The sequence below is a fragment of the Streptomyces sp. NPDC002867 genome (assembly GCF_053591895.1).
The window spans coordinates 78,419-100,120 of sequence record NZ_JBSFUR010000008.1 but is presented as its reverse complement, the minus strand read 5'-3'; the positions used below and the strand labels follow the sequence as shown (position 1 = coordinate 100,120).

Sequence of the window (21,702 nt, the reverse complement as noted above, 5' to 3'; positions counted from 1 at the left end):
TTCTCCGTATGCTCCTGCGCCGGACGCGGTAGTTACCGTCGGTAAAGGGGATCGGATGGACCGGTCGGGCACCTCACGAGGCACCTCACGGCGCACGTTCATGGCGGGGGCCGCCGCGGTCGGCGGCACCGCGGCACTCGCCTCGGCCGCCGGCATCACCACCGCCGCCGCGGCCCCGGCGCCCGGATCGGTCGCCGTGCTCGGCGGCGGGGTCGCGGGGCTGACCGCCGCGCACGAACTCGCCGAGCGCGGCTTCGCGGTCACCGTCTATGAGCGCCGGGCCCTCGGCGGCAAGGCCCGCAGCATGGACGTGCCCGGCAGTGGCCGGGGCGGGCGCAGACCGTTACCGGCGGAGCACGGCTTCCGCTTCATCCCCGGCATCTACCACAACCTCCCCGACACCATGCGGCGCATCCCCTTCCCCGGGAACGCGAACGGGGTGTGGGACAACCTGGTCGCACCGCCCGAGATGTCCTTCGCCCGCACCGGCCGCGAGGACCTGCGCATCCCTCTCCCCTGGCCGGGCCACCGGCCCGCCGAGCTCACGCTCGACGAGATCCGCCGCGCGCTCACGGCCGTGCTGGACACCGCGCTCGGCATCCCCGCCCACGAGACGGCCTACTTCCAGAACCGCGTGCTCGTCTTCCTCACCAGCTGCGACGAGAGGCGCGACGAGGTCTGGGAGCGCACGCCCTGGTGGGACTTCATTCGGGCGGAGCGGATGAGCTACGACTACCAGCGCATCCTCGCGATCGGGCTCACCCGCAACATCGTGGCCACCAAGGCCGAGGAGGCGAGCACCCGCACGGTCGCCACACTGCTGGAGGCGTTCGTCTTCAACGCGCTGGGCCGCGGCGCCGACGGCCCCCTCGACCGCATCCTCGACGCGCCCACCAACGAGGCGTGGATCGACCCCTGGGTGGCGCACCTGACGTCGCTCGGCGTCCGGTTCCGCGTCGGCTGGAGCGTACGGGAGATGGCGTACGGCGGCGGAAGGATCACGGCCGCCGTCGTCGAGGACCCGCAGGGGACGCGCCGGCCGGTGACCGCCGACCACTACGTCTCGGCGATGCCCGTCGAACACGCGCGGCGCACCTGGGGACCGGCCCTGCGGGCCGCCGACCCGCAGCTCGCCCGCTGCGACAGGCTGCACACCGACTGGATGACGGGCATCCAGTTCTATCTGACCGAGCGGGCGCCCCTGCTGCACGGGCATCTCAACTGCGTCGACTCCCCCTGGGCGCTGACGGCCATTCAGCAAGCGGGGCACTGGCCGGACCGCGACTTCCCCGCCGACTACGGCGACGGAACGGTGGTCGACTGCCTGTCCGTCGACGTCTCCGAGTGGGACCGGCCCGGAATCCTGTACGGCAGGACCGCCAAGCAGTGCACCCGGGCCGAGGTGGCGAAGGAGGTGTGGGCGCAGCTGAAGGCCGCGCTCAACGACACGGGGAGGACGGTCCTCAAGGACAGCGCCCTGCACTCCTGGTTCCTCGACCCGGGCGTCGACGGCCTCGGCACCCCGAACCCCACCAACGAGGACGAGCTCCTCATCCACCCCGTCGGCACCTTCCACCTCCGCCCCACGGCCGCCACCGCGATCCCCAACTTCTACCTCGCCGGCGACTACGTCAGCGTCGACATCGACCTGGCGACGATGGAGGGCGCCAACGCCTCGGCCCGCCAGGCCGTCAACGCCCTGCTGGACCGGACCGGTTCGGCCGCGCCCCGGTGCACGGTGACACCGCTGTTCCGGGCCCCCGAGTTCGAGGCGCTCAAACGGCACGACCGTGCCCGCTTACGGTGGGGCCTGCCGAACGCCTTCGACCTCGGGTAGACGTCAAACGGCCACGCCTGCCAAGGTGCGCAGGTGCTGGGGCGCGATGAGCCGGTTGTTCGGGTTGTCGCCGAGCGGCTTGCCGTTGACGACAGTCCGTCGGCGGGCGTCCAGCAGCACCTCGTGCAGCTCCTCCGGGGACGCGGCCGTCACGACGAACATGACGACGGTGTCCAGCTGGTCCGAGCGTCCGGTGAGCCGCTGCCCCGGTTCCTTGGTCGGGCGCACGAAGCGCGCCGTCTCGGGGACGGACAGGTCGCGCAGTTCGGTGGTGCCGGGTCGCGGCAGCGTCAGGCACTCCGCGGCCCATCCCCGGGTGGGGCTCAGGGCGTCGAGGTCGGGGGCCGCTCCGCAGCCGAGGTCCGTCAGCAGCTCCTCGTACGGCGTCCCGAGGACCAGCCCGAAGAGCAGTACGGCGCCCGCGCCCGCCACACGCAGGTTGAAGTCGATCAGCTCCACCGGACCGTCGTCCGGGACCATCACCTCCAGGTGCGTGGGCCCGTGCGTGATGCCGAGGCACCGGTGGAAGGCCACCGCCGCTTCGGCGATCTCGGCGTAGCGGGGGTGCTGGTACGGGAAGACGGCGGCCTGCTCGACCACCGGGTCGTCGGCCAGCAGGTACCGGCCCAGCAGCCCGACGACCTTCACCTCGCCGTCGTGCACGAGCGACTCGACCGACAGCAGCTCGCCCTGGGCCTTCTGCTCCAGCACGAAGTCGCCGCTCAGGACGTAGTCGCGGGTCATCCCCGCGGCCAGCGGTGTGCGCTCGATCTCGGCGGCCGCCGCGCGGAGTTCGTCCAGGGAGCCGACGGTGAAGCACATGGCGCTGCCCGTGCCGTGCGCCGGCTTGAGGATCGCCGGGCCGTCGAAGCCCCAGGTGTCCCAGCGCAGCGCGCCGGCCAGGGTCGTCGAACGCAGACGGGACAGGCCCTCGGACCGCAGCCGGTCGCGCACCTCGCCCTTGTCGAGCGCCGCGCGCAGGGTGTCCGCGCCGCTGGTGGGCAGGCCCGCGCGAGCGCGCAGCTCCGCGTCGTACGGCAGGGCCGCCTCGAACGCCGCGTAGGTGCCGGCTATCTCGTACCGCTCGTACAGGTCGTCGAGCACGGCCCGTACGGTGTCCGCGTCCGACCAGGAGGCGAGGGGGATCAGCTCGTCGACCACGCCGTCAGGAACGGCGAACGGGCCCTGCCGCGGCAGCGGGTTCTGCCCCACGACCACGACCGTCAGGCCGCGGGCCTTCGCCGCCTTGGCCACCAGTGCCACGTGGTTGACGAGTTCGAGCAGGACGAATGCTTTTCGCATGACGACTCCCAAGTCGGTGTGCGCGCGCTTCCCAGCCGGTGACCAGCAGGGCGATGAGGACGAGATCGAGGGTGACGGCCCACTCGGCGCCGAGGGTGTCCATCACCCAGGAGAAGACGAACCCGAAGACGGCCATCAGGCTGTAGCCCAGGGCCGACAGCAGGCCCACCACGGCCGAGACCTTCGCCTCGGGGGTGTGGGCGATCAGCCGCTTGTACTGATGGGCCCAGACCATCTCCACCGCGAGGACCATCGCGACGAACGCGGCCAGCGCCAGGACCAGGCTGGAGCGCGCCGCGGGCAGCGCCGCGTACATGCAGACGGCGAAGCCGGTCACGGCGGCGTTCAGGCGCCGCTGGCGCGTCTCGGGAACCAGCTCCCGGCGGCTGAGGTACTGGTACAGGAACAGACCGGCGATCACGGCCAGGGATTCGGCGGTGAAGAACATCGCGGTGCCCGGCTCGCCGAGAGAGAACCAGAGGTCGGGAACGGCCGTGATCAGCACCAGGTACGTCGCCTGGAAGGCCGTCACCGTCAGCACGATGTAGAACACGGCGGTGGAGACCACCGGGGTGCGGACGATGATCCGGGCCGCCGAACGGACGTGCGCCGCGACGCCCTCCCGCACGTCTCCCGCCGCGCGGCGCGCCTCCTCGATCCGGGCCCTGTTGGGCCGCACGAGCGCGAACAGCGCGGCGGACACCAGGAAGGTCGCGACGTCGATGAGCACGACCGTGCTCATGCCGACGAACCGGAGGATGACCGTGCCGGCCGCACCGGCGACGGCTATCGCGATGAAGAGGCTGGAGTTGAGCACGGCGGAGTACAGGTCGGTCTGCCGCTTGTCGAAGAACTGCACCAGCGCCTTGACCCGGGCCGCGTTCACAGCGCTGTTGAGCAGGGCGCGGACGAAGATCACCGCCACGGCCACGGGGAACTGGTCCGGTGACAGGCAGGCCAGGAACAGCAGCGTGACGGCGGCGGCCGCCAGGTTGAGCCGCAGCAGCAGCCTCCTGGCGTCCGCGCGGTCGATGTAGTGCGTGGTGAACAGTCCCACGAAGAGATTGGCGACCCAGTCCGCTGCGAACACGGCGGAGGCCAGGGTGGCACTGCCGGTCTCGCCGTAGACGAAGGCCACGTAGGAGATCATCAGCAGCTTCGAGCCGAACAGCGAGATGAACGACGCCGCGTACGTCAGCAGGAAGTTGCGGTCGAGGTAGACGCGCATAGGGGCGCTCCTTGATGGGGGCCTCGTGACGGGGCCGGGGACGCGCACGACCGTAAGCAGCGCCCGGCGGGCCGGAGAACGGGCGGCGCGGGACTTCATCAGTTCCCCCGCGCGGATCCGTCAGGTCGCGCGCGCCCGCACCGCGTCGGGCCCGCGCCCCTGCGGGTGCTTCGCCGCGGCGGGCGGCGCGCGACGTACCGTACGGGCATGAAGCTCACGATTCTCGGCGGCGGCGGATTCCGGGTGCCTCTCGTGTACGGGGCGCTCCTCGGTGATCACGCCGAGGGCCGGGTCACCGCCGTCACGTTGTACGACGTGGACGGCGACCGGCTGGACGCCGTCGCGCGGGTGCTCGCGGAGCAGGGGGCCGGGCAGCCGGACGCCCCGCGCGTCTCGGTGACCCGCGACCTCGACGAGGCCGTGCGCGGCGCGGACTTCGTCTTCTCCGCGATCCGCGTCGGCGGCCTCGAAGGGCGCGCGGCCGACGAGCGGATCGCGCTGGCCGAAGGGGTGCTCGGGCAGGAGACGGTGGGCGCGGGCGGGATCGCGTACGGGCTGCGCACGGTACCGGTGGCGACCGGCATCGCCCGGCGGATCGCGGAGCTGGCCCCCGACGCCTGGGTCATCAACTTCACCAACCCGGCCGGTCTGGTCACGGAGGCGATGAGCCGGATCCTCGGCGACCGGGTCATCGGCATCTGCGACTCACCGGTCGGACTCGGCCGCCGGGTGGCGAAGGTCCTCGGCGCCGACCCCGCGACCGCGTGGACCGACTACGTCGGGCTCAACCACCTCGGCTGGCTGCGCGGGCTGCGCGTCGGCGGGCGCGACCGGCTGCCGGAACTGCTCGCCGACAGCGAGGCCTTGGGCTCCTTCGAGGAGGGCAGGCTCTTCGGCCCCGACTGGCTCCGCTCGCTCGGCGCGATCCCGAACGAGTACCTGCACTACTACTACTTCAACCGGGAGACCGTGCGCGCCTACCAGGAGGCGAAGCAGACACGGGGCGCGTTCCTGCGGGCCCAGCAGGCCGGTTTCTACGAGGAGATGAAGCGGCCCGGCATGCCGGCGCTCGCCACCTGGCGGCGCACCCTCGCCGAGCGCGAGGCCACCTACATGGCGGCCAACCGGGAGGCGGCCGGGGCGGGCGAGCGGGACGCAAAGGACGCTGAGGACGCGGAGCCCGGCGGCTACGAGCAGGTGGCCCTCGCGCTGATGCGGGCCGTCGCGCGCGACGAGCGGACCACGCTGATCCTCAACGTCCGCAACCGGGGCACCCTCTCCGTCCTCGACGCGGACGCCGTCGTCGAGGTCCCCTGCTTGGTGGACGCGAACGGGGCGCATCCGGTCGCCGTCGACCCGCTGCCCCACCACGCGACCGGTCTGGTGACCGCCGTGAAAGCGGTCGAGCGCGAGGTGCTGGCCGCGGCCGGCAGCGGATCGCGGTCGCATGCGGTCACGGCGTTCGCCCTGCATCCGCTCGTCGACTCGGTGAACGTCGCGCGCCGCCTCGTCGACGGCTACCGCGCCGAACACGCCGGGCTCGCGTATCTGCGCCTCCCGTGACGCCCCCGGTCGAGCAGGGGAGTTGAGGCGCGGGCAGGGGGCGGGACACCCGATACGTGCGCCCGCGCACAGGGCCCGTGCCGCCGGAGCCGACGGGTGGTTCAGGCCCGCGGGTGGGTTTCGTACATCCCGACCGCGACGACGAGTCCGGTGGCTGCGGTGAGGGCGGCGACGGCCCAGATGGCGGTGGTGAGGCCGTAGCCGTCGGCAAGGGCTCCGGCGAGGAGGGCCCCGACGGCGAAGCCGCCGTCGCGCCACAGGCGGTAGACGCCGACGTCGCGGGCACGCCAGGTGGGATGGGCGACGTCGCCGATCACCGCGAGCAGGACCGGGTGGACCAGGGGGTGCCCGCGGCGGCACCGGTCCCGGCACCCACCGGACCCTGCCCGGGCCAGCGCCCCACAGGTGCCCCCGCGCCGCGGCCTTACGCGCCGGTGGGGAGTGCCCGCAGGGCGCCCGGGTGGCGGCCCGTCAGGGTGTCGAGGGCGCGCGCCGTCGCCTCGTCCGCCGGCAGGTGGACCAGCAGGCGCTGGTCGTCGTCCGCGGGCAGTTCCAGCGTCTCGTAGGACAGCCGGAGCGGTCCTGCTCCGGGATGCGTCAGGCGTGTGATGCCGTTGGCGCGCGGCAGACCCGGCACCGTCCCGAGGCGGTCCGCGAACCCGGGACCCGCCGTCACCGTCAACTCGTCCACCAGCGCTGCCACATGGCGGTCCGCCCGGAACGGCCCCTGCTTCAGCGCCGCCACCTGCTCGTCGGCCACCCGGTCCCAGTCCGGGTACGCCTCCTTCGCCCGCGGATCGGTGAACACCCACTGCGCCAGGTTCGGCGGGGCGCCGTCCAGCAGGCCGAGCGGGCGGACGAGCCGCTCGTAGCCCTCGGTCCAGGCGAGCAGTTCGCTCAGGCGGTTGAGCACGACGGCCGGGGCCGGTTCGAGGCGGTCGAGCAGCGCCCGGACCGGTGGGCGCACTTCCCGGTCGGGCAGGGCGTCGCCCATGCAGGTGAAGTTCCCGTCCGCGCCCTTGGAGAGCCGGTGCAAATGGATCCGCTCGACGGGGGCGAGGCGCAGCGCGTCGGCCAGTGCGGACAGCACCGCCGGGGACGGCCTGCGGTCACGCCCCTGCTCCAGGCGGGTCACGTACTCGACGCTGACCCCGGCGAGGGTCGCCAGCTCCGAGCGGCGCAGGCCCGGGGTGCGGCGGCGGGGGCCCGCCGGGAGCCCGGCGTCGGCCGGTGCGAGGGCCTCGCGGCGGTTGCGCAGGAACAGTCCCAGCTCGTTGTCGCTCACCCCTCGAACGTAACAGCCGGGCGGCCGCGGAGCGTGGCCCTGCCACTACCAGTCTCGGCCCGGTCTTCCTGCTTCCCCGCCGGCCCGGCAGCGTGGTGTCCGCGCCGCTTCCGGCGCCGATTCCGATCCCGTGAGGAGCATCACCATGTCCGAGAACACCCTGCGTCTCGCCGTGCTCGTCGGCAGCGTCCGGGAGGGCCGCTTCGGCCCGGTGGTCGCCAAGTGGTTCGCCGAACAGGCCCAACAGCACGGCCGGTTCACCGTCGACGTCGTGGACCTGGCGGACACCCCGCTGCCGTTGGAGCTGCCGCCCGTGCCGCCCGCCCTGGATCCCGGGATGGACCGGCCGGCCGGGATGGCGGAGCTGACGGGGCGGCTGGAGGCGGCTGACGCGGTCGTCGTCGTGACGCCTGACTACAACCGTAGTTTCCCCGCGTCGCTGAAGGCGGCCATCGACTGGCACTACACGGAGTGGCAGGCCAAGGCGATCGGCTTCGTCGGGTACAGCGGCGCGAGCGGTGGGCTGCTGGCCATCGAGCAGCTGCGGCAGGTGTTCAACGAGCTGCACGCGCACACGGTCCGCGACTACGTCAGCTTCCCGCGCTACTACGAGCTCTTCGCCCCCGACGGCACGCTGCGCGAGCCCGAGGGCCCGGGTGGTGCGGCGAAGGTGCTGCTGGACCAGCTGGAGTGGTGGGCGACGGCTCTCAACGAGGCGCGGCGGGCGCGGCCGCTGGTCACCGCCTGAGACGGGCGGTCGCCCGTCGGCGGTCCGGCGCGCCCGTCCGCGGTCCAGCGCGTGCGCCGGCGGTCCGGCGCGCGTGTGGTCCCGGCTCGCCGGATCGGGCCGGGGCGGCGACGCGTTCGGGCGTGTCGCGGGGGGCAGAGAAAGGGAATGACAACCTCCGCCGAACAGACCGTCCCGCCCGTCCGTTCCCGCCGCGCGCTGCTGGCCGGTTCGGTCGGCAACTTCGTCGAGTGGTACGAGTTCGGGGTCTACGGTTACTTCGCGACGATCATCGCCGCGAACTTCTTCACGCCCGAGGGCGGCAGCGACATCCAGGCCCTCGTGAAGACCTACGCGTCGTTCGCCCTGGCCTTCTTCTTCCGGCCGGTGGGCGCCGCGCTGTTCGGGCGGATCGGCGACCGGATCGGCCGTCGCCCGACGCTGATCCTCGTCATCACGCTCATGACGCTGGCGACGACGGCGATCGGACTGCTGCCGACGTACGCGACGGCCGGGGCGGCCGCGCCGTGGCTGCTGACGCTGCTGCGGATCCTGCAAGGGCTGTCCGCGGGCGGCGAGTTCGGCGGCGCGGTGTCGCTGATGACCGAGTTCGCGCCCGCGGGCAGGCGCGGCCTGTACGGGTCGTGGCAGTCGTTCACGGTGGCGCTGGGGCTGCTGGGCGGCGCCGGCGCCGCGGCACTGCTGGCGACGGTGCTGTCCGAGGGGGCGCTGAACGACTGGGGCTGGCGGCTTCCGTTCCTGCTGACGCTGCCGCTCGGGGCGGTCGCGCTGTGGCTGCGGCTGCGACTGGAGGAGACGCCGAGTTTCCGGCGTGTGGACGCGGAACCGGTGGCCGCACCTCCCGCCGCCGAGGTGGTGCGCGCGATCCTGCTCGGCGCGGGGCGGATCATGGGGTGGGCCGCCGCCGGTTACACGTTCCTGGTGGTGCTGCCCGCGTACCTGCAGTCCGCGCTGAACGCCTCGTTCCAGGAGGCGCTGGTCGCGACCGTGCTCGCCAACCTCGGGTTCGCCGCCTCCATCGTCCCGGCGGGCGCGCTCAGCGACCGTGCCGGGCGCAGGGCGGTGATGCTGACCGGCGCCGTACTCGTCGTGGTGCTGGCACTGCCGCTGATCAACCTGCTGCAGGACCCGGACACGGCGACGCCGCTGAAGGGCCTCGCGGTGTTCGCGGCGGGCGCGGTGGTCGGGCTGCTGGCGGGTCCGGGGCCCGCGATGCTCGCCGAGATGTTCCCGACCCGGGTCCGCTACACGGGCCTCGGTCTCGCGTACGCGCTGTCCAACGCCGTGTTCTCGGGCTGTGCGGGGCTCGTCATCACCGAATTGATCAAGAGGACGGGCAACGTGGACATCCCCGCCTACTACGCGGCCGCCGCGTGTGCGGTCAGTGTGTTCGCGCTGCTGAGCCTGCGCGGCGACGACCACCGCGGACCGCTGCGGTGAGGGTCGTCGGCCTGATGTCGGGCACGTCCCACGACGCCGTCGACGCCGCCGCGGCCGACATCGGCTTCGACGGGGACGCCCTGACCGTGACACCGCTGGGCATGGTGAGCGGCGGCTACGACGACGGCCTGCGGGCGTCGCTCGCGGGTGCGCTGCCTCCGGCGACGACGACGCTCGGGGACGTCTGCCGCCTCGACACCCGCATCGGGCAGGTCTTCGCGGAGGTCGCCGAGCGGGCGGACCGCGAACTGTGCGGCGGGGGCGCCGAGCTGTTCGCCTCGCACGGCCAGACCGTGCACCACTGGGTGGACGACGGCAGGGCCCTGGGCACGCTGCAGCTGGGACAGCCCGCCTGGATCGCGGAGGCGACGGGCCGTCCGGTCGTCTCCGACTTCCGGCCCCGGGACATCGCGGCCGGGGGGCAGGGCGCCCCACTGGTGAGCCTGGTGGACGTGCTGTGGCTGCGGGGACGGCCGGGGGTCCCGGTCGCGCTCAACCTGGGCGGGATCGCCAACGCGACCGTGGTTCCGCGCTCGGGCGAGCCGGTCGCCTTCGACACCGGTCCGGCGAACGCCCTCCTGGACGCGGCCGTCGCCGAACTGACCGGCGGCCGGGAGGCGTACGACGCGGACGGTGCGCTCGCGGCGGCGGGCCGGGTCCACCGCCCGCTGCTGGAGCGGCTGCTGGCGGAGCCGTACTACCGGCTGCCGGCGCCGAAGACCACCGGCAAGGAGCTGTTCCACCCCGGTCATCTGCGGGCCGCGCTGGCCGGGCTGGGCACGCTCGCGCCCGAGGACGTCCTCGCGACGCTCACCCTCCTCACCGCGCGCACGGTCGCGGACGCGGTCCGCCCGCTGGGCGCGACCGAGGTGATCGCCTCGGGCGGCGGCACCCGCAATCCGGCGCTGATGGGGATGCTCCGCGCCGAACTGGCGGGGATCCGCCTGTGCACCTCCGACGACCTCGGGCTGCCGTCGGCGGCGAAGGAGGCGTACGCCTTCGCCGTACTGGGGTTCCTGACCGCGCACGGGCTGCCCGGAAGCCTGCCCTCGTGCACCGGAGCGCGGGCGGCCCGGGTGCTCGGCTCGATCACACCGGGGAGCGGGCCGCTGCGCCTCCCGCCGCCCGCGAAGGAATTCGTCAACTCCCTCGTCTTTACCGTCCGTTGATCCCACGCGTACGCTGCATCACCATGACCACATCCGTCACACGGGTGCGCGGGGCGGCACTGTTCGCGACCGCGGGCGCCGTCCTCGCCGCGTTGTTGTTCGGTACGGGTGCTCCCTCGGCCGCGGCGGACACCGCGGTGACGGATGAGGTGACGGACGCGGCGAAGGTCGTGCCGGTGCAGACGACGGGCCCCGCCGACAAGCGCTTCAATCTCGTGGTGCTCGGCGACGGCTACACGGCGGCGCAGCTGCCGGAGTTCCGCGCGCACGTCGAGACCCACCTCAACGTGCTGTGGTCGACGGAGCCGTTCGCCTCCTACCGTTCGTACATCAACGTGTGGGCCGTGGAGACCGCGTCCGCCGAGTCCGGCGTCGACTGCGACCCCGGCCTCGACGCCCCTCACCGGGACACCGCGCTCGGCATGGGCTTCTGGGGCGGCTGCAACCCGGACAGCGTGCAGCGGCTGCTCACCGTGGACACCGGCGCGGCGACGGCGCTGGCCGATCTCGTACCGGGCACGTCGGGCACCAACCGGCAGATCGTGGCCCTGGCCAACAGCGACACCTACGGCGGCGCGGGCGGCGCCTACGCCACCGCGTCCGGCGGCAACGCCCTGTCCTCGCTGATCACCCCGCATGAGATCGGCCACTCGCTCGGCAAGCTCCAGGACGAGTACGACTACTACGCGCGCGGGGTGCCGGGCGGCGCCTACAGCGGCGGCGAACCGGCGTCGGCGCACCACACCGTGCTGACCGAGGACCAGATGCGCGAGGAGCGCGCGAAGTGGTGGCGCTGGCTCGGCGAGGAGAGCGAGTCGGGCGGGGTCATCGGACGCCACGAAGGCGGGATGTACAGCACGAAGGGCGTGTGGCGGCCCAGCAAGCACTCGATCATGAAGACCCTCGGGTACGCCTTCGACCAGGTCGAGCGCGAGGTGATGGTGCAGAAGATCTCGGCCAAGGTGAACCTCGTGCAGGGCCACACGCCCGACACGGCCCCGATCGGCGACGACCGGACGGTGTGGGTGGACACCCTGCACCCGGTCGGCGGTGAACTCGACGTCGTATGGCGGCTGGACGGCGACCGGCTGCGGGCGGTGGGTGACGCACGCACGGTTGATCTGCGCCGTCTGCGCCTCACGCCCGGCACGCATACGCTCACGGCGACCGTCACGGATCCCACACCGTTCGTACGTGACCCGGCCGTGCGCGCGTCGACGGCGCTGACGCGCACGGTGACCTGGACGGTGGACACGTCGGTGGACACCGCGCCGGACGAGGCGGCGGCGGCGTTCACCGACCACACCGCGACCGGGGCGCCCGTCGGTGCCGCTTCGGTGGTGTACGCCGAGACCACGCACCCGGCCGGCCGCCCGCTCGCGGTCCGCTGGACGCTCGACGGCCGTCCCGTGGCCAACCCCGGCAACGACCGCGACCTGGACCTGGGCGCCCTGCGGCTGCGGCCGGGCACCCACGAGCTGACGGCCCGCATCGCGGGCACCGACGAGGAACTGACCTGGACCGTGGACGCGTCGCCGGCCACGGCCGCCTACGAACTGTCCGAGCCGCTGCGGACGGTCCACCGGCCCGGCAGGCCGGTGGAGTACGTCTACGACGGCCCCTTCACGATGGGGCTGACCGCCCGGGACGACCAGGACGGTTATGTGGTGCGGCAGTTCAGGGTCGACGGCGACGGCTGGCAGACGTACTACGGCTGGCCCACCGACGCCGGCGCCCCTTACCGGTTCACCCCGCAGGGCACCGTGATCGACGATCTCGTGTACGGAAAGCTGGGCACGCCCCGCGTGGTGCCCTGGGACGACGCCACACCCGACTACGGCACCCACACCATCGAGTACCGCACGGTCGACGCGGCGGGGAACATCTCGTCCGCGCAGCGGTTCCTGGTGACGCTGCTGCCCCCGCGGCAGCAGGTCAGCTGACCAGGAAGTCGGCCTTGCCGGACTTCGCGCCCTGGATGAAGGCGGCGATCTCGTTGGTGGTGTAGATGAGTGCGGGACCGTCGGGATCGGCGGACTGGCGGATCGCGACCCGGCCGTCGGCCAGTTTCATGGTCTCGACGCAGTTGCCGCCGTTCCCCCCGCTCCAGGGTTTGTGCCAGCCGTCCTCGCCCAGCTCGGCGGCGGGCATGCCGTTGTATATGCGCTTCATTCACAGCTCCTTGCGCAGAGCATTCAGAATCTCCTTCGTGCGTTGTGCCGTCGCGGCCTGCGCCGCCATGCGGTCCATGACCTCCAGATGCGTGGCGACCTCGGGGCGCGCGTCGAGATAGACGGCACCGGTCAGGTATTCGCTGTAGACCATGTCCGGGAGCTCGGGCATGGCGAACCGGAAGAGGACGAAGGGCCCGTAGGCGCCCGGGTGATGGCCGCTCGCGAACTCCGCGATCTGCAGCGTCACATGGGGCAGCCGGATGCTGTCGAGCAGCTTGTCGATCTGCGCCTTCATCACGCCGGGACCGCCGACGGGCCTGCGCAGCACCGTCTCGTCCATGATCACCCACAGTCGGGGCGCGTCGGACCGGGTGAGCAGCGCCTGCCGCTCCATCCGCAGCGCCACGTGCCTCTCGATGTCCTCCGGATCGGTGTGACCGATGGCCCCGCCGCGCATGATCGCCCGTGCGTAGTCCTCCGTTTGCAGCAGTCCGGGCACGAACTGCGGTTCATACGCACGGATGAGGCTCGCGGCGCCCTCCAGGCTGACGTACATGCTGAACCAGCCCGGCAGGACGTCGTGGAAACGCTGCCACCAGCCCGGTTTGTTGGCCTCCTCGGCCAACTCCACGAATCCCCGGGCCTCCTCGTCGCCGATTCCGTACGCGCCGAGGAGTAGCTGCACATAAGGAATCTTCAGCGCAACCTCGGCGGTCTCCATCCTGCGGATGGTGCCCGCGGCGACGCGGAGGATCTTCGCCGCTTCCTCGCGTTTGAGACCGGCGCGCTCCCGCAGGTCCTGCAGGCGCTTGCCGAGGACGACCTGGCCCACGGTGGGGGCGGACCGCGGTTCACTCACTTCGAGACCTCCCCACGTGCTGTGTTGCGAGCAGTGTGCCATGGCGGTTCAGCAATGAATATGCCCACTCTGCATTTTTCACAGTGACCCTTGCCAACGTGACGCTTGCAGCGGGAGACTGGCCGTGTGAACCGTGACGCGCTCACCACCCCCTTTCTGGACGCGAGTCCGGACACCGCCACCTCCCGCTACGGCTTCGAGGTGCCGGCGCGCGTCGAATCCGTCTCCCGCACAAGACGGCTGGTGAGCGAGCGGCTCGGCCTGTGGGGCATCGGCGGCGACACCCGCGACACAGTCCTGCTGATCGTCTCCGAACTGGTCACCAACGCGGTGGTGCACACCGGCGGCCACCTCGTCTCCTGTCAACTGCAACGCACCGAGGGGCGGTTGCGCGTCACCGTCCAGGACCAGGGCTCCACGGCGACCGGCCCCCGGGTCTGCCACGGCCTCGAGGAGGAACGCGGCCGCGGCCTGCTGCTCGTCGAAGCGGTCAGCACCGCGTGGGGGACGCACGACTGCGAGCGCGGCACGGGTCGTGTCGTATGGGCCGAACTGCCCTGCACGGCACAGCCGTTTGCGTCCGGCTGGCAGTGCTGAAGAGCCTGGCGACGCTCCTCGCCCAGGGCGTACGCCACGAACCGGTCCCGCCGACGCCGCAGCGGGTCCTGCCACCGCGGCTCGTGGACCGCTGCCGTCACCAGGAGGCCGGACTCACTCGCCTCGTCCTGCCCGATTCCCTGCCGGCCGAGCTCGGCTGCGACGCCGTGGGCGTTCCCGCCCGCTTCGGGTTCCGCCTCCTCGGCCGCATGCCCCGCAGCGGGTGCGTCTTCGCCGACAGCCGATGGTGGTGGTGGATCGTTCCGGCCGGATCGGATCTCGACCTGCTGTGGCCGCTGCCCGCGCACTACGCCAGGGGCGCCCGGGTGCCGGGCGACAGACCCCGGCTGATCCGCGGTCCGGACGGCCCAAGTCCCTACACACCGCCCATCCCCTTGTACCTGACGGCCTGCCAGCTGACGGGCGCCGCACCGAAGTGGCCGGTCGCGGTGGGCAGCGCACGAGGTGCGTGATCCGGCGGACGGCGCCCGTGTCACTGCGGATAGGCTTTCCGGCATGTCAGAAGCCAATACGAGCCCGGAACGGCAGGGGCTCACACCGCGCCAGGCCCGCCATGTCCGCATAGCCCTCTCCGCGGGCATCATGATCGCTGTCGGCGCCGTCCTGGTCCTGCGGCTCGGCAGTACGCACTCGGTGCTGACCCTCGGCTTCTACGGCATGGCGCTGATCCTCTCCGGCAGCGCGCTCGTCCTCAGCCGCGCGGGCCGCACCCGCTGGGCCACGCTGGTGCTGGGCATCGGCGTGGCGGTGGCGGTCGTCGCGGAGTGGGCCGTGGCCGCGATGCGCTGAGGCCCCGGCCGGAGAGCGGCGGCAGGGCCCCGGACGCAAGAGGCCGTTCGCACTCAGCCCCCGGAGACCGCGCGCAGGTGCGCCCTGCCGCGGGGCACTCCCGGTGCCGCCGAGCGGCTCTCGCGGAGCACGAGCGTGAGGCGGGTGTACCCCTTGTCCTGCAGGGACACGGGGGTCTCGTCCACGACCCGGCAGTCGGTGCGCCCCCACCGGGGGTCGGGGTGGTTCACCGGCCGCACGGCTCCGTCGTGGTGGACCGCCGCCGCGCCCACCGCCCTCATCCAGTGCGGCAGTCCGCACCGATAGGCCGCGTCCATGATCGGGTCGAGCGCGATGTCGTCACGAATGGCCGAAAGGCAGTCGTCCTCAACGTCGCCCTCCAGGGCATCGGCGAGCTGGGCCATCAGCGGCAGGCACCAGCTGGTCTCGTGCTCGGCGAGCACCGTGGGCGCGTCGGGGTGGAAGAGCGCGAAGCGCAGGAAGTTCTGGTGGGGCATGGCCGTGGGGTGCGGGCCCATGTTGCGGAACAGGGCGTCGAAGGCGGGGTTCGTGTGGACCACGTCCCAGCGCCGGTCGAAAAGCAGGGAGGGCAGCGGCACCGCGTCCATCAGGGACGCGTAGTCGCGCAGGTACGCCTGGGTGGACGGGTCGGCCTGCTCCGCGGGCCGTGTGGGCGACGAGGACACCGGAGCGTGTACGGGAACGGGCGGGTGGAGCGGTCCGGAGGGGCGTGCGGGGGCGGGCCTGCGGACCGGTCCGGAGGGCGGAACGGGACCGGACGGCCGCAGCGGGGCGCCCGACTCGCGGAAGCTGTCGCGGTCGCCGCCGATCCGGCGCAGCCGGCCGCGCTGCGTGGTGTCCATGTCCAGGGCGTCATCGATGCGCTTCGTACGGGCGCTGCCGCGGGCGGCCTTGACGCGGCCTGGTCGCCCCTGAGCTCCGGGGCGCCCGACGCCCGCCTCGTACGTCATCGAGAACGCCGCCCTTCCGAAGCTTCTCGAAGTCCTGCCAAGTCCCGCTGTGGCAGCCCCCTTTGGATCTTTATCCTGCCTGGCGATCCTCTTACCGCCGAGGCGACTATGTCAACTATCGTGGCATTCAGCGCCGTTGAACGCACGAAATCCGCCACAGCTGTGGCAAGACCTGGTTGCATTCACTCGAAGCGGTTAATCTCCCGGCAGCCCCTTGAGTGCGGGGCTGCCTCGCGTGATCTAGGAGACCTACTGGTGACGGACGGCTTCTCGGTTCCGGGTCCGGCCGCGGACGACCCTCTGGCGGCATCCGTCGCCCGGGTGGCCGACCTCGCGGACAAACTCGGAATCAGCCACGACGAGGTCTTCGACGTCGACACGCTCTCCGAAGCCTCGGGCGTGCCGGCGGATGTGGTCGGCGCCCTGCTCGACGGGCGCCCGGCCGGCGAGACGGACCTCCAGGCGCGCTTCCTGCAGCGCTTCGACCTGCTGCGCAGGACCCGGCTCAAGCCCAACGGCCGCCGGTACACGCAGCAGGAGATCGCCGACGGCGCGGGGATGTCGCGCCAGCAGGCCGGGGCTCTGATCAACGGCGACCGGCGGCCCACCATGGAACACTGTGACGCGATCCAGCGGTTCTTCAAGGTCCACGCGGGCTTCCTGACCGCTGACGACGCCGACGCTCTCGTCGGCGCCCTGCACCGCACCGAGCAGAGTCTGCTTCAGGACTTCGTGGGCGAAAGCGACCCGCTCGAGCGGCTGTTGCAGGACCATGGTGTGCGGGGCATCGCCTGGCGGGCTGCCCAGCTGCCCACCGACAAGCACCGGGACAAGGTCACGGAGTGGCTCGACATGCTCCTCGAGAGCGTCAAGCCGACGGACCACCCCTGATTTCCGGACAGGCTGGAAGTCAGGACGTGTCCCGACGGGTGCGCACGGGGAGAGGAGAGCGGTGAGCATAGGCAAGGACATGCGCCGGCTGTGCGGCGAGCTGATCGCCGGAATCGACCTGCCGGCGCCCGCGGCCCCTGCCGATCTCTACCGTGCGCTGTGCGACGGAATGAGCAGACACCGCGGCAGGCCGGTCCGTTACCGCATGGCCTCGTTCCCGCCCGGCACCGCGAGCGGCCTGTGGCTCGACATGGCGGACCAGGACCTGATCGTCATCGAGGAACGCACCGCACCCGACCATCAACTGGTCATCCTCGGCCATGAGCTGTGGCACATGAAGGCCGGGCACTGCAGCCACCACGTCGAGGGCGCCGCCGTAGCGGCGCGCCTGCTCACCGACGAGGCCGATCTGCAGGAGACCGTGCTGAAGGTCGCCGCACGGTCCCGGTCCGACCAGGCCGAGGAGCGCGAGGCGGAGAGCTTCGGCCTGCTGCTCGGCAGCAAGTGCCGTGCATGGCTCACCGGTTCGACCGGGCGCGGCCCGGTGCACCGGGAATGTGTCGCCGGACGTATCGAAGCCTCGCTGGGATACCGCGGGCCACAGGGCTGATGCGTGGACGGACCCGACTACTACATACCCGCCGCCGCCCTGGGCGCCGCACTGGCGTTCAAGCTGCCCGGGACGCTGCGCGACTGGCGTGATCCGCTGCTCCGCTCGGTGTGCGCGCTGCTGGTCCTCGCGGCCTGCACCTTCTTCTTCGCCGCGCCGCCCACCATCGCCGCGGTCAACCGCCTCACCGGCGTCGCCAACTTCTCGGCCCCGCTGGTCTACTGCATCCTGACCGCGTTCAGCGCCTCCTGCCTGGTCCTGCTGGTCAACTGGCGCGGCGGCCCGCCGGAGGAGACACGGCGCGTCTCCGTCCGCTGGGTGGTCGGCTACGGCGTCGTCGTCGTGCTCCTGGTCGTCCTGTTCCTGCTCGGGGAGGCGCCCGAGGAGCGGCTGCGGGACCTCGACACGCACTACGCCACGACTCCGTACATCCGCGAGATGATCGTCCTGTACCTGATCGCGCACAGCGTGGCAGCCGTCGGTATGACGGCGCTGTGCTGGCGGTGGTCGCTCCAGGTGCGCGGCTGGCTGCGCGGCGGCCTGGTGATCATCGTGTTCGGGTCGTTGTTCAACCTGGCGTACGGGGTGAGCAAGTTCGCCGCCGTCTTCGCGCGCTGGGCCGGTCACGACTGGGACGCGCTGAGCACCCTGGCCGCGCCGCCTCTCGCCTCCGTCGGGGCCCTGCTCAGCGCGATCGGCTTCGTCCTGCCGCTCGTCGGGCAGCGGCTGTCCGACACCTGGCAGGACTGGGCGGCCTACCGGCAGCTCGGGACGCTGTGGCGGGAGCTGCGCGCCGCGTCGGCGCCCGGCACGCCCACGGTACGCATCTCCTTCTTCTCGCCCGTCGAACTGCGGGTCACCCAGCGCGAGTCCGACATCCACGACGGCCTGCTGCAGCTCGACCCGTACTTCGACCGCGGGCTGCGGGCGAGCGCGTACGAGGAGGCGGTCGCGGACGGCGCCGACCCGCGCGAGGCGCAGGCCGTCGCCGACGCCGCGATGGTCGCCGCCGCGCTGCGCTCCCGGGCAGCCGACCCGGAGGGCGAGATCATCAGCTCGGCCCAGGCCTACACGTCCGAGGCCGCGCAGGGACCGCGCGATCTGGTGCGCATGTCCCTGGCGCTGCGTCATTCACCCGTCGTCGCGGCAGTGCGCGTGCGCGCGGCCCGGTCAGAGAGCGGCACCCGATGAGCGATCCCTTGAGAACCGTCCGGAGCACGCCGCGTACAGCGGTCGTGATCGGCGGCGGCCTGGCCGGCATGCTGGCGGCCTGCGTCCTGCGTCCCCACGTCGACGAGGTCACCGTCGTCGACCGGGACGCCCTGCCCGACGGGCCGCACGCCCGCAGGAGCCTGCCGCAGGCGCACCACGCCCATCTGCTGTGGTCGGGCGGCGCCCGGGCCGTCGAGACCCTGATGCCGGGGACCACCGAGCGCTGGCTCGCGGCGGGGGCCCGGCGCATCCCGCTGCCGACGGGACTGGTGTCCATGTCGGCGCTGGGCTGGTTCCGCCGCTGGCCGGAGATGCAGTTCCTCATCGCCTGCAGCCGTGACCTGCTCGACTGGGTGGTCCGTGAACAGGTCACCGCCTGGCCGGGGGTCACCGTGCTGCAACGCACCGAACTGCTGGGCCTGGAGGGCGGTGCGACGCGCGTCACGGGCGTACGGGTGCGCGGAGCCGCCGGGAACGAGCGGGTGCTCCGGGCCGACCTGGTCGTGGACGCGAGCGGCCGCGGCTCGCGGGCGCCCGACTGGCTGAGGGCGCTCGGCGCCGGCGAGGTGCGGGAGGAGAAGGTCGACTCGGGCCTCGCCTACGCCAGCCGCCTCTTCCGCGCGCCCGCGGGCTCCGGCGACTTCCCCGTCGTCAACGTGCAGGCGGACGCGCGGGAGGCGCGGCCGGGCCAGACCGCGACCATCGTGCCCATCGAGGGCGGGCGCTGGATGGTGACCCTGTCCGGTACCCGCGGGGGGCAACCCACCAGCGCGGCCGACGAGTTCGAGGACTTCGCCCGCTCGGTTCGCCACCCCGTCGTCGGCGAGCTGATCGCCGACGCCGAGCCGCTCACCGACGTCTTCGTCAACCGCAGCACCGTCAACCGGCGCCGGTACTACGAGAAGGTCGCCGACCTGCCGGAGGGCTTCGTCGCGATCGGCGACGCGGTCGCCACGTACAACCCGGTCTACGGGCACGGCATGTCGGTGGCCGCGCAGGGCGTGCTGGCCCTGCGCGAGGCGGTCGCGGGCCGGGGCGTGGCCGCTCCGGGGCTCGCCCGCGCCGTGCAGCGTGCGGTGGCCGGCCCGGTCTCCATGGCCTGGGACCTGGCCACCGGGCAGGACATCCTCTATCCGGGCGCGATCGGAAGGGAGCCGGGCGCGAGCTCGAGGGTGCTGCGGCACTACGTCGACCGCCTGATGCTGACCGCGACCGGGCGGCCCCTCGTCGCCAAGGCCCTGTTCGACGTCATGACCCTGTCCGCGCCGATCACCTCGCTGCTGCGACCGGAGATCGCGCTGGCCGTGCTCCGCGGTCCCCGGCTGCCCCGGCTGCCGGGCCCGCCGCTGACGTCCGAGGAACTGCGGATCGCGAAGGAACCCCGGGGCCAACGGGAGCCGGACGCGGCGGACGCGTGACGCCCGCGGGCGGGCGTTCAGGAGGCCCAGCGGGCACGCGGGACGCGGGCGCCGGTCGCCGCAAGGCCCACCCGACGGTGACGGTGCCACGCGCGCCCCCGGCTCGGGCTCCGGCTCCGGGTACGCGCTCGGGGTGAGGGCGGGTCACGGCCGGGTCCTCGCCGCACTGCGGCAGCGCGGCATCGCCTAGGCTCGGCCGCACGATGAACGCCAATCACACAGACGCGGCACCGGCCCCGGGCGGAGGCACGCGTGGCCGGTCGGGGCGTCACGCCCCGACGCCGCTGGAGCCGAAGGCCGACAGGGAGACGGTCAGGCGGCACAACCTGAGCCTCGTCCTGCGTGCCGTGCGCGACGAGGGCGAGACGACCCGCGCCGGTGTCGCGGCACGGGTCGGGCTCACGCGCGCCGCGGTGTCGTCCCTGGTCGAACAGCTGCTGGAGAGCGGCTTCCTGTCCGAGTCCGGCAAGACGTTCAGCGGACAGGCGGGCCGGCCGGGCACCGTGCTGAAGCTCGCCCGCACGGGGGTCGCGGGACTCGGCGTCGAGATCAACGTCGACTACGTGTCCGTCTGCGTGGTCGACCTCGCGGGCACCGACCGCGTACGGCTCGTGGAGCACCTCGACAACCGGGGCACCCCGCCCGACCGCGTCTTCGGACGCGCGGCGGGCATCGCGGCGCGGGCGCTGGCCTCCGCCGCCGAGCAGGACCTCAGGCCCGTGGGCGCGGCGCTGGCGCTGCCGGGCCTCGTCGCGGCCGGGTCCGTCCGCCAGGCCCCCAACCTGGGCTGGACGTCGGTCGCGGCCGAGACGCCGTTCGCCGAGGCTCTCGCCGCGCTGCGGCCCGGTCCGGCCGCGCTGCCCGTGCGTTCGGAGAACGAGGCGAACCTCGCGGCGCTGGCCGAGCTGTGGTTCGGCGGCCTCGGTGACGTGCGCAGCTTCCTCTACCTCACGGGCGAGATCGGGGTGGGCGGCGCACTGGTCCTGAACGGCGAACTGCTGCGGGGCGCGCACGGTTTCGCGGGCGAGATCGGGCATGTGTCGGTCGCGGACGACGGACCCTTGTGCCGCTGCGGCTCACGTGGCTGCCTGGAGCAGTACGCGGGTCAGTCCGCGCTGCTGAGGGCGGCGGGCATCGACGAACGCGCCGGCGCGGCGGGCGTGGCCGAACTGGAACGGCGCGCCCGCGCGGAGGAGCCGCGTGCGGTGGCGGCGCTGACGCAGGCGGGCGTGATGCTGGGGCGCGTGGTGTCCGCAGCGGTGAACCTCTTCGACCCGGACGCGGTGGTCCTGGGCGGGATCTACCGCCCGCTGCTGCGGTGGCTCGGGCCGCCGGCGGGCACGGAGCTGTCGACGCGGGTGGTGTCGGGCCTCTGGCCCCCGGGCAGCACACGCCTGCGCGCCTCCTCCCCGGCGGCGGACGCGGCGCGGGGTGCGGCGGCACTGACGGTCGACGACGCGCTGGCGGATCCGATGGGATACGGGACGCGGGGGCGCTGATGCCGCCAACCCTGCCTCTCCGGAACCGTGGAAGGACCCGGCCCCGCACGGCGCTCCACGGTGTCATCCATCAAGCACCCCCTGCGGCC

General features: G+C 72.8%; 21 protein-coding genes. 14 read left to right on the top strand and 7 right to left on the bottom strand.

All coding sequences use genetic code 11. The features are described from left to right. Nucleotides 1-55 precede the first annotated feature (55 nt). The gene (locus tag ACWD0A_RS10460; protein ID WP_451296570.1) at nt 56-1,837 is read left to right on the top strand and encodes a hydroxysqualene dehydroxylase; all 1,782 of its coding nucleotides are present in this window, start codon (nt 56-58) and stop codon (nt 1,835-1,837) included. A gap of 3 nt (nt 1,838-1,840) precedes the next feature. On the opposite strand, the gene ACWD0A_RS10455 is transcribed toward ACWD0A_RS10460, so the two are convergent. Continuing rightward, a complete protein-coding gene (locus tag ACWD0A_RS10455) occupies nt 1,841-2,791 on the bottom strand; it encodes an ATP-grasp domain-containing protein (RefSeq protein WP_451296799.1) in 951 nt (316 codons plus the stop codon). Nucleotides 2,792-3,002: 211 nt separating this feature from the next. Beyond that, nucleotides 3,003-4,367, bottom strand: coding sequence for an MFS transporter (locus ACWD0A_RS10450; RefSeq protein ID WP_177151849.1), 1,365 nt, complete (start codon nt 4,365-4,367; stop codon nt 3,003-3,005). Between the two features lie 207 nt (nt 4,368-4,574). Here ACWD0A_RS10450 and ACWD0A_RS10445 point away from each other — a divergent pair, with 207 nt between their 5' ends. Then, entirely contained in the window at nt 4,575-5,930 is a 1,356-nt protein-coding gene (locus ACWD0A_RS10445; RefSeq protein ID WP_451296567.1) for a 6-phospho-beta-glucosidase, read from the top strand. 101 nt (nt 5,931-6,031) lie between these two features. Here the strand turns inward: ACWD0A_RS10445 and ACWD0A_RS10440 are convergent, their stop codons facing one another. Both ACWD0A_RS10440 and ACWD0A_RS10435 read right to left on the bottom strand, forming a co-directional pair. After that, nucleotides 6,032-6,247: a hypothetical protein gene (locus tag ACWD0A_RS10440; protein WP_451296565.1), complete on the bottom strand. Its 216-nt coding sequence runs from the start codon at nt 6,245-6,247 to the stop codon at nt 6,032-6,034. Between the two features lie 107 nt (nt 6,248-6,354). Then, nucleotides 6,355-7,215: a helix-turn-helix domain-containing protein gene (locus tag ACWD0A_RS10435; RefSeq protein WP_451296563.1), complete on the bottom strand. Its 861-nt coding sequence runs from the start codon at nt 7,213-7,215 to the stop codon at nt 6,355-6,357. Between the two features lie 145 nt (nt 7,216-7,360). Between ACWD0A_RS10435 and ACWD0A_RS10430 the strand changes: the two genes are divergently transcribed. The 4 genes from ACWD0A_RS10430 (at nt 7,361) to ACWD0A_RS10415 (ending at nt 12,515) form a co-directional block, all read left to right on the top strand. Next, the gene (locus tag ACWD0A_RS10430; protein WP_451296561.1) at nt 7,361-7,963 is read left to right on the top strand and encodes an NADPH-dependent FMN reductase; all 603 of its coding nucleotides are present in this window, start codon (nt 7,361-7,363) and stop codon (nt 7,961-7,963) included. A gap of 147 nt (nt 7,964-8,110) precedes the next feature. Then, nucleotides 8,111-9,403: an MFS transporter gene (locus ACWD0A_RS10425; protein ID WP_451296559.1), complete on the top strand. Its 1,293-nt coding sequence runs from the start codon at nt 8,111-8,113 to the stop codon at nt 9,401-9,403. Beyond that, on the top strand, nt 9,400-10,572 hold the full coding sequence (locus tag ACWD0A_RS10420) for an anhydro-N-acetylmuramic acid kinase (protein WP_451296557.1): 1,173 nt from the start codon (nt 9,400-9,402) through the stop codon (nt 10,570-10,572). The genes ACWD0A_RS10425 and ACWD0A_RS10420 overlap by 4 nt, the downstream gene beginning before the upstream one ends. A 23-nt stretch (nt 10,573-10,595) precedes the next feature. Beyond that, entirely contained in the window at nt 10,596-12,515 is a 1,920-nt protein-coding gene (locus tag ACWD0A_RS10415) for a M64 family metallopeptidase (protein ID WP_451296555.1), read from the top strand. On the opposite strand, the gene ACWD0A_RS10410 is transcribed toward ACWD0A_RS10415, so the two are convergent. Next, entirely contained in the window at nt 12,508-12,744 is a 237-nt protein-coding gene (locus ACWD0A_RS10410) for a DUF397 domain-containing protein (RefSeq protein WP_451296553.1), read from the bottom strand. The two genes, ACWD0A_RS10415 and ACWD0A_RS10410, sit on opposite strands and share 8 nt — an antisense overlap. Continuing rightward, nucleotides 12,745-13,605 carry a helix-turn-helix domain-containing protein gene (locus ACWD0A_RS10405; RefSeq protein ID WP_451296551.1) on the bottom strand — a complete coding sequence of 287 codons (861 nt, stop codon included), beginning with the start codon at nt 13,603-13,605 and terminating at the stop codon, nt 12,745-12,747. A 126-nt stretch (nt 13,606-13,731) separates the two neighbouring features. Here ACWD0A_RS10405 and ACWD0A_RS10400 point away from each other — a divergent pair, with 126 nt between their 5' ends. From ACWD0A_RS10400 to ACWD0A_RS10390, 3 genes are read left to right on the top strand one after another with little or no spacing between them, the layout of a single operon-like run. After that, the gene (locus ACWD0A_RS10400) at nt 13,732-14,202 is read left to right on the top strand and encodes an ATP-binding protein (RefSeq protein WP_451296549.1); all 471 of its coding nucleotides are present in this window, start codon (nt 13,732-13,734) and stop codon (nt 14,200-14,202) included. After that, nucleotides 14,190-14,675: a hypothetical protein gene (locus ACWD0A_RS10395; RefSeq protein WP_451296797.1), complete on the top strand. Its 486-nt coding sequence runs from the start codon at nt 14,190-14,192 to the stop codon at nt 14,673-14,675. The genes ACWD0A_RS10400 and ACWD0A_RS10395 overlap by 13 nt, the downstream gene beginning before the upstream one ends. A 43-nt stretch (nt 14,676-14,718) precedes the next feature. Continuing rightward, nucleotides 14,719-15,012, top strand: coding sequence for a hypothetical protein (locus ACWD0A_RS10390; RefSeq protein WP_256356307.1), 294 nt, complete (start codon nt 14,719-14,721; stop codon nt 15,010-15,012). 53 nt (nt 15,013-15,065) lie between these two features. Here the strand turns inward: ACWD0A_RS10390 and ACWD0A_RS10385 are convergent, their stop codons facing one another. Further along, on the bottom strand, nt 15,066-15,983 hold the full coding sequence (locus tag ACWD0A_RS10385; RefSeq protein ID WP_451296547.1) for an MmyB family transcriptional regulator: 918 nt from the start codon (nt 15,981-15,983) through the stop codon (nt 15,066-15,068). A 255-nt stretch (nt 15,984-16,238) separates the two neighbouring features. Here ACWD0A_RS10385 and ACWD0A_RS10380 point away from each other — a divergent pair, with 255 nt between their 5' ends. From ACWD0A_RS10380 to ACWD0A_RS10360, 5 genes are all read left to right on the top strand, one after another. Next, nucleotides 16,239-16,874 carry a helix-turn-helix domain-containing protein gene (locus ACWD0A_RS10380; RefSeq protein WP_451296545.1) on the top strand — a complete coding sequence of 212 codons (636 nt, stop codon included), beginning with the start codon at nt 16,239-16,241 and terminating at the stop codon, nt 16,872-16,874. Nucleotides 16,875-16,953: 79 nt separating this feature from the next. Then, nucleotides 16,954-17,484 (top strand): toxin-antitoxin system, toxin component, encoded by a 531-nt coding sequence (locus ACWD0A_RS10375; RefSeq protein ID WP_451296795.1) that lies wholly within the window; start codon nt 16,954-16,956, stop codon nt 17,482-17,484. Nucleotides 17,485-17,487: 3 nt separating this feature from the next. Beyond that, nucleotides 17,488-18,675 (top strand): MAB_1171c family putative transporter, encoded by a 1,188-nt coding sequence (locus tag ACWD0A_RS10370; protein ID WP_451296543.1) that lies wholly within the window; start codon nt 17,488-17,490, stop codon nt 18,673-18,675. Beyond that, nucleotides 18,672-20,114 carry an FAD-dependent monooxygenase gene (locus ACWD0A_RS10365; protein ID WP_451296541.1) on the top strand — a complete coding sequence of 481 codons (1,443 nt, stop codon included), beginning with the start codon at nt 18,672-18,674 and terminating at the stop codon, nt 20,112-20,114. The genes ACWD0A_RS10370 and ACWD0A_RS10365 overlap by 4 nt, the downstream gene beginning before the upstream one ends. A gap of 203 nt (nt 20,115-20,317) precedes the next feature. After that, nucleotides 20,318-21,613: an ROK family protein gene (locus tag ACWD0A_RS10360; RefSeq protein ID WP_451296539.1), complete on the top strand. Its 1,296-nt coding sequence runs from the start codon at nt 20,318-20,320 to the stop codon at nt 21,611-21,613. Nucleotides 21,614-21,702: the final 89 nt, after the last annotated feature.

What these genes read in the sequence shown, in the direction of transcription:
- ACWD0A_RS10460 (WP_451296570.1), top strand. Translation starts at nt 56, where the DNA reads ATGGACCGGTCGGGCACCTCACGAGGCACCTCACGGCGCACGTTCATG.
- ACWD0A_RS10450 (WP_177151849.1), bottom strand. Translation starts at nt 4,367, where the DNA reads ATGCGCGTCTACCTCGACCGCAACTTCCTGCTGACGTACGCGGCGTCG.
- ACWD0A_RS10445 (WP_451296567.1), top strand. Translation starts at nt 4,575, where the DNA reads ATGAAGCTCACGATTCTCGGCGGCGGCGGATTCCGGGTGCCTCTCGTG.
- ACWD0A_RS10430 (WP_451296561.1), top strand. Translation starts at nt 7,361, where the DNA reads ATGTCCGAGAACACCCTGCGTCTCGCCGTGCTCGTCGGCAGCGTCCGG.
- ACWD0A_RS10425 (WP_451296559.1), top strand. Translation starts at nt 8,111, where the DNA reads ATGACAACCTCCGCCGAACAGACCGTCCCGCCCGTCCGTTCCCGCCGC.
- ACWD0A_RS10415 (WP_451296555.1), top strand. Translation starts at nt 10,596, where the DNA reads ATGACCACATCCGTCACACGGGTGCGCGGGGCGGCACTGTTCGCGACC.
- ACWD0A_RS10410 (WP_451296553.1), bottom strand. Translation starts at nt 12,744, where the DNA reads ATGAAGCGCATATACAACGGCATGCCCGCCGCCGAGCTGGGCGAGGAC.
- ACWD0A_RS10390 (WP_256356307.1), top strand. Translation starts at nt 14,719, where the DNA reads ATGTCAGAAGCCAATACGAGCCCGGAACGGCAGGGGCTCACACCGCGC.
- ACWD0A_RS10385 (WP_451296547.1), bottom strand. Translation starts at nt 15,983, where the DNA reads ATGACGTACGAGGCGGGCGTCGGGCGCCCCGGAGCTCAGGGGCGACCA.
- ACWD0A_RS10375 (WP_451296795.1), top strand. Translation starts at nt 16,954, where the DNA reads ATGCGCCGGCTGTGCGGCGAGCTGATCGCCGGAATCGACCTGCCGGCG.
- ACWD0A_RS10365 (WP_451296541.1), top strand. Translation starts at nt 18,672, where the DNA reads ATGAGCGATCCCTTGAGAACCGTCCGGAGCACGCCGCGTACAGCGGTC.
- ACWD0A_RS10360 (WP_451296539.1), top strand. Translation starts at nt 20,318, where the DNA reads ATGAACGCCAATCACACAGACGCGGCACCGGCCCCGGGCGGAGGCACG.